Below are 16,150 nucleotides of genomic sequence, written 5' to 3' on the forward strand. Positions count from 1 at the left end.
TTATGCGTTCTCGCGGAAAACTTCAATGACCGCGTCAGGACATGTCATAGCGCACAACGCGCAACCGATGCAACCTTCTTTGTACTGCTCCACAGGACGGTACCCCTTGACGTTCAGGTGATCCGAGATGCGGAGGACTTTCTTCGGACATGCGTCAACGCATAGCCCGCAGCTCTTGCAGTACTCCTCTGCTACCGTGATTCTCCCCTTTGCCATTTATACAACCCCCTTTAAAATCATTGCTGCCCTGAAAAAATCGTTCGCGAACCGCGTCATGCTTAGTTTTCGCCACAAAGGCGAGCGTCTTTCGCCTTTTTATGGCGCCGCCCTCAAAGCCCCGCTTCGCGTCGAAGCGCGTCGAAAACTGCGCAAAATCGCGCGGCGCATGTTTTTTTCGGCACGGGCGCGCGAAGGCGCGGCATTTTCAACGATGACTTTTAATCGAAATTCGGTGTCAGAAATTTTCCGGCGGAATTCCCCTCCCTAAATTCTGAAAGGGAGACTGTCCTTTTTCCCGGAAGATACGGCCGGCATGATGCCGTGCAGGAATGCCGGTCGCCCAGATCGCACCGGGTTCCCAGGGAAGAAGCATATATCTGGAAACAGGCCAGACAGGGACACGTTCCCCGGCCAACGCTCTCACAGTGTCGTCGTAGAGCTCCGGCGACGTTCCCACATACAGCAGGGGCAGTCCCATGCGCCGCGCGGCGTTTTGAACAAGCTGATATCCTTCCGTTACCGTTTCCACCGTCGTTTCGTTCATCAAATGCGAATTGCTGATCAAAGCGCCGACCTTCAGTCCGCAGATTTCCTCCATGCGGCGGCACATCAATTCAATCTTCTCCACGGTGCACGTCTGAGGACGGAAAGCGTTCACGACGAGCACAAGCAGGTACCCCGCCTGAATGATGCGCTTCTGAAACTGCTTCAGCGCCAGCGCCCCCTCGGCGTCCCCGCCGATGTCGATCATCAGCTTGCCGGGAGACGACAAAGCCCAGTCGACCTCCGCGCTGACGACCGGCATATCTGCCCATTTCGCCTGCCCCGGCGCGGTCAAGACCGTAAACCCCTTCTTCTCCAGCGCAGTGACGACCTGTCGGATGCAGAAGTATGGATTGATGATGTCAGCGTCGGCAATCGTTACTTTTTCCTCAGTCGTCTTCAAGCCCAGAGCGAGATTGAGGACCCATTCAGTTTTTCCGGATCCCAGAGCGCCCGTGACCGCTATCGCTTTCGGCCACTCGTAACGCTGGATCAGATCCTTGAAAAGCCGCATGTCAACAGGCATTTTTATCCTCCCCTGTGTTTTTGCAAAGAAAAATTTCCTCCGTAACGTATGTCATGCTGTTTGCTCGGCCATGGGCGCGGTCATCATTTTCAACGAGGAACGATGCGAGATAATAAAAACTATCGTAAGACCAGCGGCATAAAGCACGTGAAGATACGTTACATACCTTTGTCTTGCGTGTCGATCGGTTTTGCGAAACATGACGCAAACCCTCATCTTCCATCCTGACGCCCCTCCGTATCTTTTCTATCTTCATTCTACCTTATTATTTTAATAATTCCAGCCCCGGCAATTTGCCGATAATAATTTATTTTAAGATTTTACCGAGTGAACTTTCCGTTATCATCGCATCTCGCAGGGTGTCGACAATTTATTTTTTAACAATTCTCAATAGTAGAATTTATTTTTTCGCCCTCAAGAGAAGGATATGCCCCGCGCAAAAGACAAAAGGAACAACGAGTTTTTTCCTCGAGCCCGATTCCCAATGACGCTAAAATCGGAATGAAAAGCCAATAGTACGTTTAAAGCCATCCCTCCATCAACAAAAAGCGGACCTTCCCCGCGTGGCAAGGGAGGTCCACCGATCTATCGCAACGTGTTTTCGGCTGATTTTCGCCGCCCTGCGGAGGAGCGCCGTGGTTACTCGAGCACTTCCCGAGGATCGGTAATCTTCCCGCGCAACGCCGAAGCGGCGACTGTATCTCTTGAGCTCAGGCGGTAACGGAAATCTTTCCTGACTCGGCCATCGCCGCATAACGCCGGTACTTCGCGTCCGCCTGGACTTCCGCCATTGCCAGAAGGCGAGCGGCTTCCTCGGGGAACGTTCGGCCAAGCGCCGCATAGCGAACTTCGCCCATGAGGAAATCGCGCAGCGGAATCGTGGGCTTCTTGGAATCCAAAACGAAAGGATTCTCCCCCTTCGCGGCGCGGCGCGGATCGTACCGATACAGGTGCCAATAGCCGGATTGCACGGCCAACTTGCTCTCGGGCATCGCATAGCCCATTCCCTTGACGATGCCGTGGTTAATGCAGGGCGCATAGGCGATGATCAGCGACGGTCCGTCATATGACTCCGCCTCTTTCAGGACTTTGATGAAATGAGCGGGATCGGCGCCCATGGCGACTTGAGCGACGTAGACATTGCCATAACTCATAGCCATCAGCCCCAGATCCTTTTTGCCGGTCTTCTTGCCGGAGCTGGCAAACTGTGCGACAGCCGCCACCGGGGTAGCTTTTGAAGACTGGCCTCCCGTATTGGAGTAGACTTCCGTATCCACGACCAGAACGTTTACGTCAGGGCCATTCGCGAGCACATGGTCGAGGCCGCCAAAGCCGATATCATAGGCCCAGCCGTCGCCTCCGTACATCCACATGGACTTTTTGACAAGATGTTCGGTGTTGTTCAGCAGGTCGCGCAGTTCCAGACTGTCCTCGCCGCGGGCGCACGCGACTTTGGCGGCCGTTTCCACCGCATCGCTGTACGCCCTGCTGCCTTCGCCCTCATGGTAATGGTCTTTCCATTCCTGCAGCGCCCGGATCAGTTCGGGATCGCGGGTCTTACCGTTGAGCAGCTTCTCGGCCGTCATCAGCAGGCGCTCGCGCTGCTGCTGGACGGCCAGGCACATGCCAAGGCTGAATTCGGCGTTATTTTCGAACAACGAGTTGGAGAACGCCGGTCCATGGCCGCGATTGTTCTTCGTATAAGGCACACAGGGACAGGCCGCGCCCCAGGCCTGAGTGCAGCCTGTGGCATTGGCGATGTACATGCGGTCGCCGAAAAGCTGCGTCATGGCTTTCATGTAGGGGGTCTCGCCGCAGCCCGCACACGCCCCCGAAAATTCAAGCAGAGGCTGTTCGAACTGGCTGCCTTTGACGGTGAATTTATCCATCGGATTCACTTTCGGCGAGAGGGTCAGCGCATAATCCCAGTTTTTCTGCTGAGGCAGCTGGGTCTCGAGCAACTTCATCACGAGCGCTTTCTCCTTGACCGGGCAGACTTCGACGCAGCTGCCGCAGCCGACGCAGTCAAGAGCGCTGAGCTGGATGCGGAACTTCAGGCCTTGAGCGTTTTTCAGACCGCGGGCATCAACCGTTTCAAAGCCGTCCGGCGCGTTCAACGCCTCTGATTCGTTCAACAGGAAGGGTCTGATGGCCGCATGCGGACAAACAAAAGAACACATGTTGCATTGAATGCACCTTTCCGGATTCCACTCCGGAACCATCACTGCCGTGCCGCGCTTTTCATACTTGGAGGTCCCCAGCGGCACCGTGCCGTCGGCCGCGTCAACAAAAACGCTGACGGGAATGTCGTCGCCTTTCAGGCTGTTGACGGGGATCAGCACTTTGCGAATATAGTCGGGAAGCAAAGGATCAACGCGTTCATCCGCCGCCTTATCCTCGGCGTTGGCCCATTCAGCGGGAACTTCGATGCGGATCACGCTGGCGCCGCCGCGGTCGACAGCCTCGTAGTTCATGCGAAGGACCTTGTCGCCCTTCGCGCCGTAAGTATTCTTGATCGCTTCCTTCATGTACTTCACGACGTCTTCGAAAGGCAGAATGCCCGACAGCTTGAAAAACGCCGACTGCAGCACGGAGTTTGTGCGGTTCCCCATGCCGATTTCCATAGCGATGCGGGTAGCGTCGATGATGTAAAAATTGATATGTTTACGAGCCAGATCCCGTTTGACGGAAGCGGGAAGATGCCGCTCCAGATCTTCCGGTTTCCAGGCGCAGTTCAGCAAGAAGGTGCCGCCGTCTTTCAGCTCGCCTGAGACGTTGTACTTGCCGATGTAGGCTTGCACGTGACAGGCAACGAAATCGGCCTGCGTGACCAGATAGGTGGAACGGATCGGCAGCCGTCCGAAGCGAAGATGCGATCTCGTCACGCTGCCGGATTTCTTCGTGTCGTATTCAAAATAAGCCTGAACGTATTGGTCGGTGTTGTCTCCAATAATCTTGATGGAGTTCTTGTTGGCTCCCACGGTACCATCGGAACCAAGTCCCCAAAACTTGCAGGCCACGGTGCCTTCGCTCTCGGTGACGATATTGGGCCCGAGCTCCAGCGAATGATAGGTCACGTCGTCCTTGATGCCGATCGTGAAATGGTTCTTGGGCTGGATCGAATCCATATTGTCAAACGCGGCGATCATCTGCGCCGGAGTGACATCTTTGGAAGACAGGCCATAGCGCCCGGCGATGACCATCGGCGCCGTGGAAACATTGGAGAACGTCGAGCAGACGTCTTCGTACAGAGGCTCGCCCGGCGCGCCGGCCTCTTTGGTACGATCGAGCACGGTCACGCAGCGCACGCTTTCCGGCAGAGCGGTAAGGAAATGTTCCGCAGAAAACGGTCGATAAAGATGGACTTGCAGAAAACCCACTTTCTGGCCACGTGAGCGCAGCTCGTCGACAACTTCCTGAAGACATCCCGACACTGAGCCCATCGCGATAACGACCCGCTCCGCGTTGGGGTCGCCATAATAGTCGAAAAGGTGGTAACTGCGGCCGGTCAGAGCGTGGATGCGGTCCATATAAGACTGCACAATGTAAGGCATGCGCAGATAGTAACGATTGCAGGCTTCCCGCGCCTGGAAAAGCACGTCGGGATTCTGCACGGTGCTGCGCTGTACCGGCCGGTCGCTGTTGAGAGATCTCTTGCGGAACGCCAGCAGCGCTTCTTTATCCAGCATCTCGCCAAAATCGTCGTATGACAGCATCTCGATTTTCTGGATTTCATGAGAAGTGCGGAAGCCGTCGAAAAAATGCACGAAAGGCACGCTGCCGGCAATCGCCGCGAGATGCGGCACAGCCGCCAGGTCGGCCACTTCCTGCACGCTGCCCGAAGACAGCATGGCAAAACCTGTCTGCCGTACGGCCATGACGTCGGAATGATCGCCGAAAATCGAAAATGCGTGAGTTCCGACCGTCCTCGCGCTGACATGCAGCACGCCCGGCATCAACTGGCCGGCAATGCGGTACATTGGCGGAATCATCAGCATCAATCCCTGCGACGCCGTATAGGACGTGGCAAGCGCGCCCGACTCCAATGCTCCGTGCATGGCGGCCGCCGCGCCGAACTCGGCCTGCATCTCCATCAAATGGACACGCTGACCGAACAAGTTCTGCCGACCGCGCGCCGACCATTCGTCCACATGCTCCGCCATCGGTGAAGAAGGCGTGATCGGATAGATCGTCGCCACCTCGGTGAAGGCGTAAGACACGTGCGCTGCCGCTTCGTTGCCGTCAATCGTCATGATCTGTTTTGCCATTTCAGTCTCCCCCTTTTTGGTACGGTTCCCTGATCTGCCCTTTGCCGCATCTGTTTTTGGTTTTATTTCCAAGGATCCCATACACTCAAATTATACACTTTTTTTCTGAAACCAATGCATAAAATGAAAAACTAAATATTTATAATTGATCAAAAAATATCGTTCCTCGCCAGTTCATATTTGCGACCTGACTGCCATCGCGAGGGAGTCCGGGCAAATTTCCCGACGATCATGCCGCCTGCTCAAAAAGTGAAATCATTTGACGTCCTCGCGTTCGTCGTGTCAAAAGGCAACTGTTTCCGTTGAAATAAACTCGAATCCATTTCGACCATAACTATGATTTTATAAAATTTACCTCTCTCCAGTTCGCCAAGGGCACGTTTTCCAGGTTCACTGAAGTATTTTGTACAATGTAGGTGCACGCAATGACACTTGATTATTTATCTCGAATGTACTAAACTTCACATCGCGCAAGAAAATTTTTGAGGGATTTCTCATAAAATTATTCAAACGAAAAGCAATAAAATGGAGCAATTACACTAAAGTCCGGCGTTTCCGACTCATTCGAAAGGGGCATATTCACATGGGAGCTCTAAGCAACATTCGCGTTCTCGATCTCACTCGGGTTTTGGCGGGGCCATATTGCACGATGATGCTCGCGGACATGGGGGCCGAAGTCATCAAGATCGAGATCCCCGGCAAAGGCGACGACACCCGCAATTTCGGTCCTTACAAGAATAAAAGCAGCATGTACTACGCCAACGTGAACCGCAACAAAAAGGGCGTTTCTCTTAACATGAAGGCTCCAGAGGGGAAACAGCTTTTTCTTGAAATGGTCAAGACGGCTGACATGGTCGTCGAGAATTACCGTCCCGGCGTCATGGATAAGCTCGGCCTCGGTTACGACGTCTTGAAAGAAGTGAACCCCAGAATCATTTACGGCGCCGTTTCCGGTTTCGGCTGCTACGGTCCTTACAGCGAACGCCCAGGGTACGACATCATTGCCCAAGCGATGGGCGGTCTGATGAGCATCACCGGTCCACGCGGCGGCAAACCCTGCCGCTCCGGCAGCGCGATGGGAGACGTGTTGGGCGGCATGAACCTTACCATCGGCCTTCTGGCCGCTCTGAATGCCCGCAGTATCACCGGCAAGGGACAGCGAGTCGACGTGGCGCTCGTCGACTCGGTCGTCTCCAGCCTGGAGACGGGGATTCAAAGATATCTCGTCAACCACGAGATTCCCGAGAGAATGGGCAATGAATATGCGGCGACTTATCCTTACGACTCCTTCAAAGCCAAGGACAAGGAATTCATTATCGGCTGCGGCAACCAGGGGCTGTTCGAGAAACTGCTCGATCTGATGGGCAGAAAGGATCTTCTCGAGGACAGCCGCTTCGCCACCCTGCTTGAGCGCAATAAGCCCGAAAACCGGATCGCGCTCGGCGAGATCATCAATGACTGGACCAAGAATTACAACGCTGACGAACTTGTCGACAAGATCCTGGGGGTCGGCGTTCCGGCTGCTCCGATCTTCGACCTTCACGACGTCACGACCGACGAACATCTGGTCAAAGCCCGCGAGATGCTTGTGGATCTGCCCCACCCCGTCATCGGTCCCATGCAGGTCAACGGCAACCCTGTCAAACTTATGGGGACGCCGGTGGAGATCACGCGTCATGCGCCGGTTATTCCCGGCGCCGACAACGCAGAAGTTTACGGGGGCATTTTCGGCCTGTCCGGCGAGCGGCTTCGGGAGCTTTCCGAAAAAGGCGTCATTTAAAACGTCCGATCAGCTCTTTCGATCCGTATTGACTTTTAGGAGGAGGTTAACGAATGCATTTTGACAGTCTGCCCAAGAACGCTGTTATTCGCGAGGTCTGCCCACGTGACGGATTTCAGGGGATCTGCGATTTCATTCCCACGGAAAAGAAGGTCGAGTTCATCGGCCAAATGCTTTCGACTGGCATCAAGGAGATGGAAATCACGTCTTTCGTCAGCCCGAAAGCGATTCCTCAACTGTCTGACGCCGCCCAGGTGCTGCCGGCCGTCAAGAAAGAGTACCCCGACGTCGAGTTCACCGCCTTGGTCCCCAACGTCAAGGGAGCGGAGAACGCGTTAGTCGCCGGGGCTGACGTCGTCAACGTGGTGTTTTCCGTCAGCGAAAGCCATAATATGGCCAACATCCGCCGCACCGTAGAGCAGTCGCTCTCCGGCATGGACGACATTATCGCGCTTGTCAGGGGCAAAGCGAAGATCTGCGTTTCCATGGCCACGTCCTTCATGTGTCCCTTCGAGGGACGCATCGATCCCCGCCGGGTGGCCGAGTTGATCGGCAAAGTGCGCGCCAAGGGAGTCGACTGCATCACCCTTGCCGAAACGATCGGCACCTGTACGCCCAAAGACTTCACCGAAACGCTTCAGGTCGTCAAACCGGCGCTCGAGGGGATCCCCACCTATCTGCACATCCACAACACGTACGGTTTTGCCGACATGAACGTGAAATGCGCCCTTGACGAGGGATTCAACAGGTTCGATTCGGCCGTCGGCGGCCTCGGCGGCTGTCCTTTTGCCCCCGGCGCGGCCGGCAACGCTGCAACGGAAGATTTGGTCTACCTGATGCAAAGCATGGGCGTCGACACCGGGCTTGACCCTCTCAGGGTTGTGACGGTTGCCCGCGCTCTGAAAGCGTACGGTTTGAGGACGATGGGAAGTCTGTGCGCGAGCTCCTTTGGCAAGCCCAAACCGGAGATGCCCGTGCAGAATCAGTGACTTTTTCACGGTTTCAGGCGGAATCCCATTTCCGCATTTCTCCTGAAATTCTCAGAGACCAGTTCCAAAAAATTTCTCCAGAGGGGTGTCGTAGATGTTCAAGAAAGTAATGGCTTTTGCTGCGGTTGCGGTTCTGTCCTGCTCCGTCGCTTTTGGCGCGGAGTTCACTGTTTCCAATCAATTTCCTCCTTCTCACCATATTTCCAAGGCCATTCATGTTTTCGCCGACAAAGTCGTCGAGCTGAGCGGCGGCCAACTGAAGGTCAATGTCGCGGACTCCGGTTCCCTGTACAATGACAGCCAGATTCTCGAAGCGGTCCAGGACGGCCTTGTCGAAGTCGGCCTCGTCGGCACCTACAAATGGGGCGGCATGGTGCCCGCTGCCGACGTGTTCGACCTGCCTTTCCTGTTCGTCGACTTGTCCTCGCCGGAAAAGTTTTTGAATGCCGGCGCGGCGGATATTCTTGACGCCGAGTTCAACAAGAAGGGCGTGAAAAACCTTTTCTGGGTCGACTACGGTTTCATTCAGATGTGGAACAACGAGCATCCTCTGCACAGCCCCAAGGATTTTGAGGGACTGACGATGCGCTCCTACAGCGCCGGCGACTCCATTACCTTGAAGGCTCTCGGCGCGGCCCCCACTCTGATCAGCTCGGCGGAAATGTATATGGCCATTCAGAACGGCACCGTGAAAGGCGCGACCACCGGCATGCCTGCCGCGGTGTCCCGCAAGATTTACGAGGTCTGCAAATATCTGACCATCGCCAATTACAGCACGGCCCAGTTCTCCGTTCAGGCCAATCTCGACTGGTGGAACGGCCTTGACGCCGACAGCCAGAAAGCTATCCTCGAAGCCGGCAAAGTCGCCGAGAAATGGCTCCGCGGCGCGGTGGCGGAATCCGAAGGCGCCGCCGAAAAAACCGTCCGCGATGCGGGACTTGAAGTCAACGCGCTGACCGCCGAAGAACGCGCCCAAATGGTTGCGGCCACCAAGAGCGTTTGGGACACCTACGTTGCGCGCGCCGGAGAGACGGGACAAAAACTCGTTGATCTGGCTCACAAAGTCTTCGACTAAAAGAAGCTTTCCGATAACAGACCATGCGATACGGAGCCCCGACGGCGTCGCCGGGGCTCCGTTCAGCTCACAAGAGGAGGTCTCTCCCATATGCTCAACAAACTTCGCGCTCTTGTCAAGGCCGGCAACACCTTCTGCGGCTATCTCAGCGGGCTCGGGATTCTCGCGATGAGCCTGATCCTCGCGTACGAAGTCGTGATGCGCGGCATCTTCAAGGCCCCGACGATCTGGGTCATGAACACCGCCATTTACCTGTTCATGTGGACCATGCTGGTTGGCGCGGCTTATACGCTGATGCTGGGAAAACATGTCCGCATCGATTTGATATTCGATAAGTTCCCGAAAAGAATCCAGCTTTATCTTGATGTCGTCACCAGCATTATGGGCATCGTCTTTTGCGTCGTTGTCTCCTGGCAAGCCTGGCTCATGATCGCTTCCAGCATCAGGCTGAACAAACTGACCGACAATCTCCTGCACATTCCGGTGTGGTGGATCCAGCTTCCCCTGCTGCTGGGTTTTGGACTTCTTGCTCTGCAGTTCTTCATCAACCTGCTTGACCGTATCGCGGCTCTTCGCGCGGGCGAAGGCCTCAGCGAGTAAGGGAGGATGCTCGTATGACCAACTTTCTTCTCGTCGTCGCCATCCTGCTTTTTATCCTCGCGTTGGGGCTGCCGGTGGCCTTCTCCCTGGGCATGACGTCGCTGATCCTGATCCAGGTTTTCCACTTGCCCATCAAGATCATCGGCACCACCATGTGGTCGTCGCTGGAGAGTTTCAACACGCTGTCTATCCCGATCTTCATCCTGATGAGTCAGATACTGTTAGACGGCAAGGTGGGAGACGACCTGTTCGAAGTCATGAACACCTGGGTCCGCCATCTGCCGGGAGGCCTGGGCATCGGCACGATCCTCGCCTGCGCCTTTTTCGCCGCCATCACCGGTTCCGGAGCGGCGACGGCCGCCACGATCGGCATGGTCGCCTATCCTGCCCTGATCAAGCACGGCTATGACAAAACGCTTACGCTGGGGTTGCTGGCCGCCGGCGGAACGTTAGGCATCCTGATCCCCCGAGCATCCCCATGATCATTTACGCTACCGTCACTGAGGATTCCACGGGCAAACTGTTCATGGCGGGAGTCGTTCCCGGGCTGCTTCTCGCTACGCTGTTCATCGTTTATGTCGTGTATAAAAGCAAGCATGGCGGCTACACCTCGGAACCCAAAGCGCCCTGGAAAGAACGCATGTCCATCACCATCAAGAACCTGCCCGGCATTTTTCTGCCCCTGCTGATCATCGGCGGCATTTATACCGGCATCTTCACGCCCACGGAAGCTGCTGCCGTCGGTCTGGTATACAGCCTTTTCATCACGCTGTTCGTCTATCGCACCGTTAAATTTGCCGACATCCCCAAGATCTGTATGAAGGCGGTTCCTTCAAGCTGCATGATCGCCATCATCATCTGCGGCGCCCTTCTGTTCGGGCGCGTTATGACCTATTTGAGGATTCCTCAGGCTCTTACCGCTTTCGTGGTCGACAACAAGCTCTCCGCCGCAACGTTCATCATCATCATGAACCTGCTGATGTTCGTCCTCGGCGCGCTGCTTGAAACGGTTTCCGTCGTGCTGCTGACCATGCCGCTGGTAACGCCGATTCTCCACGCGCTCGGCGTCAACACCATCTGGTACGGCGTGCTGGTCACCATCAACATGACCATGGCGCTGATCTCGCCTCCGGTCGGCATGAACCTGTACGTTATCAACGGATTATTCCCCAACGTAAAAATGCAGGAGGTCATCAAAGGAGTCATTCCGTTTGCCGCGATTATCATCGTCCTTCTGATCATTGCCGGCATGGTTCCTCAGCTGAGCCTCTGGTTGCCCTCCCTGATGTGATGGGATCAGAGAGAGAGGCTGCTCCGGTCGACTTTTGGGGCGGCCTCTCTTTTCCTCCTGCGCACTTCCAGCCGCATGACGGCTCGATGAATTTGAGGAGTGAACTTCATGGAGAGATATTTGCCCGTTTTCTGCTTTTGCTTGGGTACGGCCAATATCGTTTTTGCCCTTGGCGCGCTCGTGTTCCGTCATTTCCGGAGCAGAGGCCTTAGAACCGGAAGAGCGTTGATGTTCTTGATTTCAGGGATCTTATTTATCGTGTGCGGCGCCAGACTGCAGGATGAAACGATACCTGTCCCCCGATCGGAATCAGCCGCCGAGCAGCAGCCGCTTCCCGCCTCCCGGCGCTAGATTGTTCGTGCAGCGCATCGTGCTTGTTCCATCAATTTTCATGAAAACAGCCCCGGCAGCGGATGATCGATCCGCAGCAGCCGGGGCTGTTTTGTCGTATCTAATTCCTGTACGCTTCCCGCCGATGTCCAACGCTCAAGGCCAAAATGATCAACTCTTGGTCGTCGATGAGGCAAATCAGGCGGTAATCTCCGATTCTGTAACGCCACTGCCCCTTACGGTTGGCAACAAGCGGCTTTCCATGGATTCGCGGGTCTGCGCACTCAACAAGGTTTTTGTTGATCCACGATTTGATCATCAGCTGCGTGTATCTGTCGAGCTTTTTAAATTCCCGGTCGAATCGCTGGGTCGTCTGGACGTCGTAACTCATAGATCGACGTCTTTCCAGAGTTCGCCGATCGGACGGCTCTTTTTGCCGCTTTTGAGGTATTCATCGTAAGCTTCGTTGGCGATGGCGATGTCGTATTCGTCCTCGATGCGCTCGAACAAAGCTTTTTTAAAAGCCTCGCCCATGGACATAGAATGCAGTTTTGCGTAGCTGTCGGCAAGGTTCCGCTCTTCTTCGGTCAGTCTGATGGAAAATGCCATGTCCTCACCTCTCCTTTCTGTAGTTCATTGTACTACAAAAGAGTACAGGTGTAAAGACCTGAATTTATCGGTGCATATTCTTGATGTTTTCAGGAACGGGCGTTATGTCCTGCCCCGCTTTCACGGCGTCCAGGGCGTCCGCATACCATTGCATCATGAGTCGCCGTTCCGGAGCGTACATCGCGCGATTGTACGCCTCGCGCGATTCGTTTTCCTCCAAGTGAGCAAGCTCACATTCGATGACGTCCTTCGCCCACCCGGATTCATTCAGAAACGTCGATGCCATCGTCCGGAATCCGTGAAGCGTCATAGGCTCTGACGGTAGATCGTCTGGATCGAGTTTTTTGTACAAGCTCTTAAGCTCTTTGAGTAACGTGGAGTTGCCCACGCGACTGCCAGTATTCGCGCCTCGCGACGCAGGCAAGATGAGGTTGGCGCTCCCCGTAATTTTCCCCACTTTGGGCGAAATCTTTTCAATCGCCGGAAAATCTCAAGCGCCTGCTTCGAAAGCGGCACAAGGTGATCGCGACGGCCTTTGATATGTGCCGCGGGGATAATCCATTCCGCTCTGTCAAAATCGATCTCCGACCATTCGGCCCGCAACAACTCACTGCGGCGGACAAAACAATAAGCAAGAATCTGCAAGCCGGAACGGAAGATGAAGTCGTCAACGTAGTCCAGCGCATTAAGCAATTTACGCATGTCGGCGATTTTCGTCACGGCGTCAAAATGCCTGACCTTTTCCGACGGGAGCGAACGGTTGAGGCCGGCGGCAACGTTAATCGTCGCTTCGCCTGCCGCCGTAGCATAATCGAAGATTTGTCCGACAATCTGCCCCGTGCGTTTGGCGGTTGATTTGCGCCCGCTCGCGGAGATCAACGACAACACGTCAAAGCATTCTTTGCGCGAAATTTCATCTATGGGTCTTGTCCACAACGCCGCAAGATATTTCATTCGCAGCCGGATCGTGTGCAGGTAAGATTCAGCCTTTTTAGGTTCCATCATCGTCTTGTACCAGCGCTCGGCAATCTCGCCGAACGTCGTGGATTTAGGCTCTTCCAGCGGCACGCCCGCTTTGATCTTCGTCTTGATCTCGTCGCGAGTTCTCCGGGCGTTCGCAGCCGTCATGATCGGGTAGACGCCTAGAGTTTTTTTCATCTCCTGACCGTTGATCCAGTACCGCAGCACCCATGTTTTTCTTCCCGTCGGCAAGATTTTGAGGTAAAGCCCGTCGCCGTCAAGAATCATGTAAGCCCTGTCTTTTTTCTTTGCGCCCTCGATTGCAGTGTTCGTCAGCATTTTTCAGCCCGCTCCCCTTCTCGACCGTACTCGTAAAAATGCGTGGGTACGGTCAAAAAACCGCGCTCAGGGCAATCTTCATTTTCGGGTACGGTCATACGTCCGGTTTCTCATCAATCTGTATTGGACATTATATCAGACAAAATCGGAACGAAGACGCAAAAAAGCCCGCCTCGCGGCGGGCTAGAAAACGCATTCGGAAACACGCGGAAGTAATCAGATGGAGCCGGTGTCCAGATTCGGACTGGAGACCTGCGCATTACGAGTGCGCTGCTCTACCAACTGAGCTACACCGGCGAAAAAAATGGCGGTCCCACTGAGATTCGAACTCAGGTGCTCGCCTTGAAAGGGCGATGTCCTAGGCCACTAGACTATGGGACCGCATCCATGGTGGGTCGTGAGGGGGTCGAACCCTCGACCCACGGATTAAAAGTCCGTTGCTCTGCCAACTGAGCTAACGACCCGCGAACGAGGAATATTCTATCGCTTGGGCGAGGATTCGTCAAGCTTATTCTATCAGGTATTTTTCAGTCTAAATATTTTTACAGTGAGCCTTTTTACAACAGAACTCTTTAAATCTTTCTGCAAACCACGCTTCGGCAGGATGTCCCGGCAAAGCGAGCATCGTTGCCGCCTGGAGATGCAGACATTTCACGGTCAGACTTTCAGTCCGGCGGATACCGCCAATGCCGGTTTTAAGCATGGCGTTCCAGATCTTCGGAGAGTATCGGCGCAGGAAAAATCGTTCGCAGCGGCTCAAGGAAGAGATCCGCGCCCATGCATAGCGGAAATTGTAGAGACGATATGCCTTTTCATCCTCGCAGAGAAAATCTTCCAGAGCTCTGACCCCTCCGCCGGACTCGAGACGTCCGCATTGGTACGCCAAATGGGGGCATGTCAGCCAGAAGAGCGTCGGAAAGGGGTGCCCTCTGTAAAAGGGGCGACATTTCAGAACCTGGGGCATCCCCCATTTACAGCGAACCGCCACAGACATGACAAGCCCCTTTTGAAAATTGCGCCCGTCCATCTGAGCCGCCGTAACAATCTCGTCGCGCGCTGAAAAAAGCGAGAGGTTCGCAGGAACCTCTCGCCGTAATTTCCTCATACGCATTTAGGGACGGGCGCCTTTTCGGCGCGGCGGGCGTCCCCCTTGCCGCTTTTGGCATTCATCAGCGAAGAAATTTTTTCCTCGCTGCTTTTCAGGAAAGTGGACAATTTTTTTTCGAAATCATCCGAACCGACCGCTTCGTCATTCGAACCTGCGGCCGGCATATGCCGGGGCATTCGTTGAACCGGGACCGCCGGAGGCTCTTCAAGAGCTTTCAAAGACAGATCAATGCGGCCTCTCTCGTCTATCTTGATAACTTTCGCCTTAATCTCCTGCTGCGGCTGCAGAACGGCATCGACGCTTTTGATAAACTTGTGGGAAAGCTGCGAGATGTGGATCATTGCCTTCTGGCCGCTTTGAAGACGAACAAAAGCCCCATAGGGCATGATCTGTTCGACGACTCCCGTTACCACATCACCTGGTGCCAAATCGGGCATAGTGTGAACTTCCCTTTCTCGAATTTATTGTGTTAAATTTTAAAGCTGATTCAATGCCTGAATCTTGGAAACCATCACGTAGATCCGGCCGCTGCCAAGGGACGAACGAAGTTCGCCGGCAATCCACACGGGCGCGCCTTCTTCCTGTTTGACGATCCACTCCTGAATCGCGGGATCAAAGACTCTCATCCGGAGATAATCGACGCGGTCACACCCGTCCGTATCGCTGTACTGACGCTTGAGGGAAAACTCGAAATATTTTCCCAAACGGCTCTCGCCGTAGCTTTCGCCCTTCAGAAAGTGGACCACGCCGGAAAGATATACGTCATTAACTAATTTGCTCATGATGATTTCTCCGCCTCCATAAAAATTTTATTGATATTCATTTTTCATCGCAATAATTATTCACTAAGAAACCGCCCGTTTCGAAGCGTGCTGCAGATTCAACAGGACCCTCTCAGTGTAGTGCCCTCGATATTTCGTGACCAATGCCACATAACGATTAGCCTGAGACCCCAGATACCTCCTCAGCGCCTTTGTAACGTTCCCCTTGCAGTGTGCCATGTACCTGGAAAAGATCCATGTACCAACCATTATGTTATTGCGAGGCTCCATCAATATCTTTTCTGTACGGATATGGGGAAATTGAGCCATGATCGTGTTGCGGTGCAGCTTCCAATATACCTGCATCAAGCCGACCGCGTACTTGGAACGCGCGTTGACTTTGACGCGCGATTCCTTGACAATTATAGCAGTAATCAACGCCGGATCCACCGAGAAGCGGCTCGACGCTTCCATGACATAACGAGCGTACTCGTTCGCTTTGTCCATGCTTAGAGAGCTGTTGTAGTAACGGAAAATATAAGAAGCCGCATCAGTTTTCGCCTTCTGCACGCGTTTCCCAGAATGTACGGGATCCACAGACTGTCTGACCTGGCCTGCAGGCTCGACAGCCGCCCTTGCTTGACAGCATGATTGAGAGGCGAACAGGAACAGCAGCAGACCTCTCCACAACAAAGGGCGTCTCATACTCATGAAATACCTCCAGAAGTGTCGTAGAATTACGCCCATTTTAT

At 54.4% G+C, this 16,150-nt stretch carries 17 protein-coding genes, 3 tRNA genes and 1 pseudogene; 6 read left to right on the top strand and 15 right to left on the bottom strand.

What is annotated here, in order from left to right:
* Complete coding sequence (locus tag RAH42_RS05650; protein ID WP_040550366.1) at window positions 1–216, bottom strand: 4Fe-4S binding protein; 216 nt, start codon at window positions 214–216, stop codon at window positions 1–3.
* Between RAH42_RS05650 and RAH42_RS05655 the strand changes: the two genes are divergently transcribed.
* Window positions 128–487: a hypothetical protein gene (locus RAH42_RS05655; RefSeq protein ID WP_168170085.1), complete on the top strand. Its 360-nt coding sequence runs from the start codon at window positions 128–130 to the stop codon at window positions 485–487. The genes RAH42_RS05650 and RAH42_RS05655 overlap by 89 nt on opposite strands.
* Here RAH42_RS05655 and RAH42_RS05660 read toward each other — a convergent pair.
* From RAH42_RS05660 to nifJ, 3 genes are all read right to left on the bottom strand, one after another.
* On the bottom strand, window positions 455–1,288 hold the full coding sequence (locus RAH42_RS05660; protein WP_078016760.1) for a hypothetical protein: 834 nt from the start codon (window positions 1,286–1,288) through the stop codon (window positions 455–457). The genes RAH42_RS05655 and RAH42_RS05660 overlap by 33 nt on opposite strands.
* The gene (locus RAH42_RS05665; RefSeq protein WP_317540157.1) at window positions 1,278–1,511 is read right to left on the bottom strand and encodes a hypothetical protein; all 234 of its coding nucleotides are present in this window, start codon (window positions 1,509–1,511) and stop codon (window positions 1,278–1,280) included. Before RAH42_RS05665 ends, RAH42_RS05660 begins: the two co-directional genes overlap by 11 nt.
* Before the next feature lie 487 nt (window positions 1,512–1,998).
* Window positions 1,999–5,556: a pyruvate:ferredoxin (flavodoxin) oxidoreductase gene (gene nifJ / locus RAH42_RS05670; RefSeq protein ID WP_078016759.1), complete on the bottom strand. Its 3,558-nt coding sequence runs from the start codon at window positions 5,554–5,556 to the stop codon at window positions 1,999–2,001.
* 583 nt (window positions 5,557–6,139) lie between these two features.
* Between nifJ and RAH42_RS05675 the strand changes: the two genes are divergently transcribed.
* The 5 genes and pseudogenes from RAH42_RS05675 (at window position 6,140) to RAH42_RS05695 (ending at window position 11,291) form a co-directional block, all read left to right on the top strand.
* On the top strand, window positions 6,140–7,336 hold the full coding sequence (locus RAH42_RS05675; RefSeq protein ID WP_078016758.1) for a CoA transferase: 1,197 nt from the start codon (window positions 6,140–6,142) through the stop codon (window positions 7,334–7,336).
* Between the two features lie 53 nt (window positions 7,337–7,389).
* Window positions 7,390–8,325 (top strand): hydroxymethylglutaryl-CoA lyase, encoded by a 936-nt coding sequence (locus RAH42_RS05680; RefSeq protein ID WP_078016757.1) that lies wholly within the window; start codon window positions 7,390–7,392, stop codon window positions 8,323–8,325.
* 94 nt (window positions 8,326–8,419) lie between these two features.
* A complete protein-coding gene (gene dctP, locus RAH42_RS05685; RefSeq protein ID WP_078016756.1) occupies window positions 8,420–9,400 on the top strand; it encodes a TRAP transporter substrate-binding protein DctP in 981 nt (326 codons plus the stop codon).
* Between the two features lie 90 nt (window positions 9,401–9,490).
* Window positions 9,491–10,000, top strand: a complete 510-nt coding sequence (locus tag RAH42_RS05690; RefSeq protein ID WP_078016755.1) for a TRAP transporter small permease subunit — start codon at window positions 9,491–9,493, stop codon at window positions 9,998–10,000.
* 92 nt (window positions 10,001–10,092) lie between these two features.
* A pseudogene (locus RAH42_RS05695) lies at window positions 10,093–11,291 on the top strand (TRAP transporter large permease).
* A gap of 451 nt (window positions 11,292–11,742) precedes the next feature.
* On the opposite strand, the gene RAH42_RS05700 reads toward RAH42_RS05695, so the two are convergent.
* The 11 genes from RAH42_RS05700 to RAH42_RS05750 form a co-directional block, all read right to left on the bottom strand.
* Window positions 11,743–12,012 carry a type II toxin-antitoxin system RelE/ParE family toxin gene (locus RAH42_RS05700; RefSeq protein WP_078016753.1) on the bottom strand — a complete coding sequence of 90 codons (270 nt, stop codon included), beginning with the start codon at window positions 12,010–12,012 and terminating at the stop codon, window positions 11,743–11,745.
* On the bottom strand, window positions 12,009–12,230 hold the full coding sequence (locus tag RAH42_RS05705; protein WP_078016752.1) for a DUF6290 family protein: 222 nt from the start codon (window positions 12,228–12,230) through the stop codon (window positions 12,009–12,011). The genes RAH42_RS05700 and RAH42_RS05705 overlap by 4 nt, the downstream gene beginning before the upstream one ends.
* Window positions 12,231–12,294: 64 nt before the next feature.
* The gene (locus tag RAH42_RS05710) at window positions 12,295–12,540 is read right to left on the bottom strand and encodes a hypothetical protein (protein ID WP_168170088.1); all 246 of its coding nucleotides are present in this window, start codon (window positions 12,538–12,540) and stop codon (window positions 12,295–12,297) included.
* On the bottom strand, window positions 12,537–13,529 hold the full coding sequence (locus RAH42_RS05715) for an integrase arm-type DNA-binding domain-containing protein (RefSeq protein WP_078016750.1): 993 nt from the start codon (window positions 13,527–13,529) through the stop codon (window positions 12,537–12,539). Before RAH42_RS05715 ends, RAH42_RS05710 begins: the two co-directional genes overlap by 4 nt.
* Before the next feature lie 221 nt (window positions 13,530–13,750).
* Window positions 13,751–13,826: transfer RNA gene (locus RAH42_RS05720), tRNA-Thr, on the bottom strand.
* 8 nt (window positions 13,827–13,834) lie between these two features.
* Window positions 13,835–13,910, bottom strand: a tRNA-Glu gene (locus RAH42_RS05725).
* A 7-nt stretch (window positions 13,911–13,917) separates the two neighbouring features.
* Window positions 13,918–13,993: transfer RNA gene (locus RAH42_RS05730), tRNA-Lys, on the bottom strand.
* A 68-nt stretch (window positions 13,994–14,061) separates the two neighbouring features.
* Window positions 14,062–14,640 carry a DUF501 domain-containing protein gene (locus RAH42_RS05735; protein ID WP_317540158.1) on the bottom strand — a complete coding sequence of 193 codons (579 nt, stop codon included), beginning with the start codon at window positions 14,638–14,640 and terminating at the stop codon, window positions 14,062–14,064.
* A complete protein-coding gene (locus RAH42_RS05740; RefSeq protein WP_317540159.1) occupies window positions 14,631–15,074 on the bottom strand; it encodes a S1 RNA-binding domain-containing protein in 444 nt (147 codons plus the stop codon). Before RAH42_RS05740 ends, RAH42_RS05735 begins: the two co-directional genes overlap by 10 nt.
* A gap of 39 nt (window positions 15,075–15,113) precedes the next feature.
* Window positions 15,114–15,419: a hypothetical protein gene (locus tag RAH42_RS05745; RefSeq protein ID WP_009164346.1), complete on the bottom strand. Its 306-nt coding sequence runs from the start codon at window positions 15,417–15,419 to the stop codon at window positions 15,114–15,116.
* Between the two features lie 63 nt (window positions 15,420–15,482).
* Complete coding sequence (locus RAH42_RS05750) at window positions 15,483–16,109, bottom strand: transglycosylase SLT domain-containing protein (protein WP_168170087.1); 627 nt, start codon at window positions 16,107–16,109, stop codon at window positions 15,483–15,485.
* Between the last annotated feature and the right edge of the window lie 41 nt (window positions 16,110–16,150).

This window comes from Pyramidobacter sp. YE332, from assembly GCF_033060595.1.
Classification (GTDB): Bacteria; Synergistota; Synergistia; order Synergistales; family Dethiosulfovibrionaceae; genus Pyramidobacter.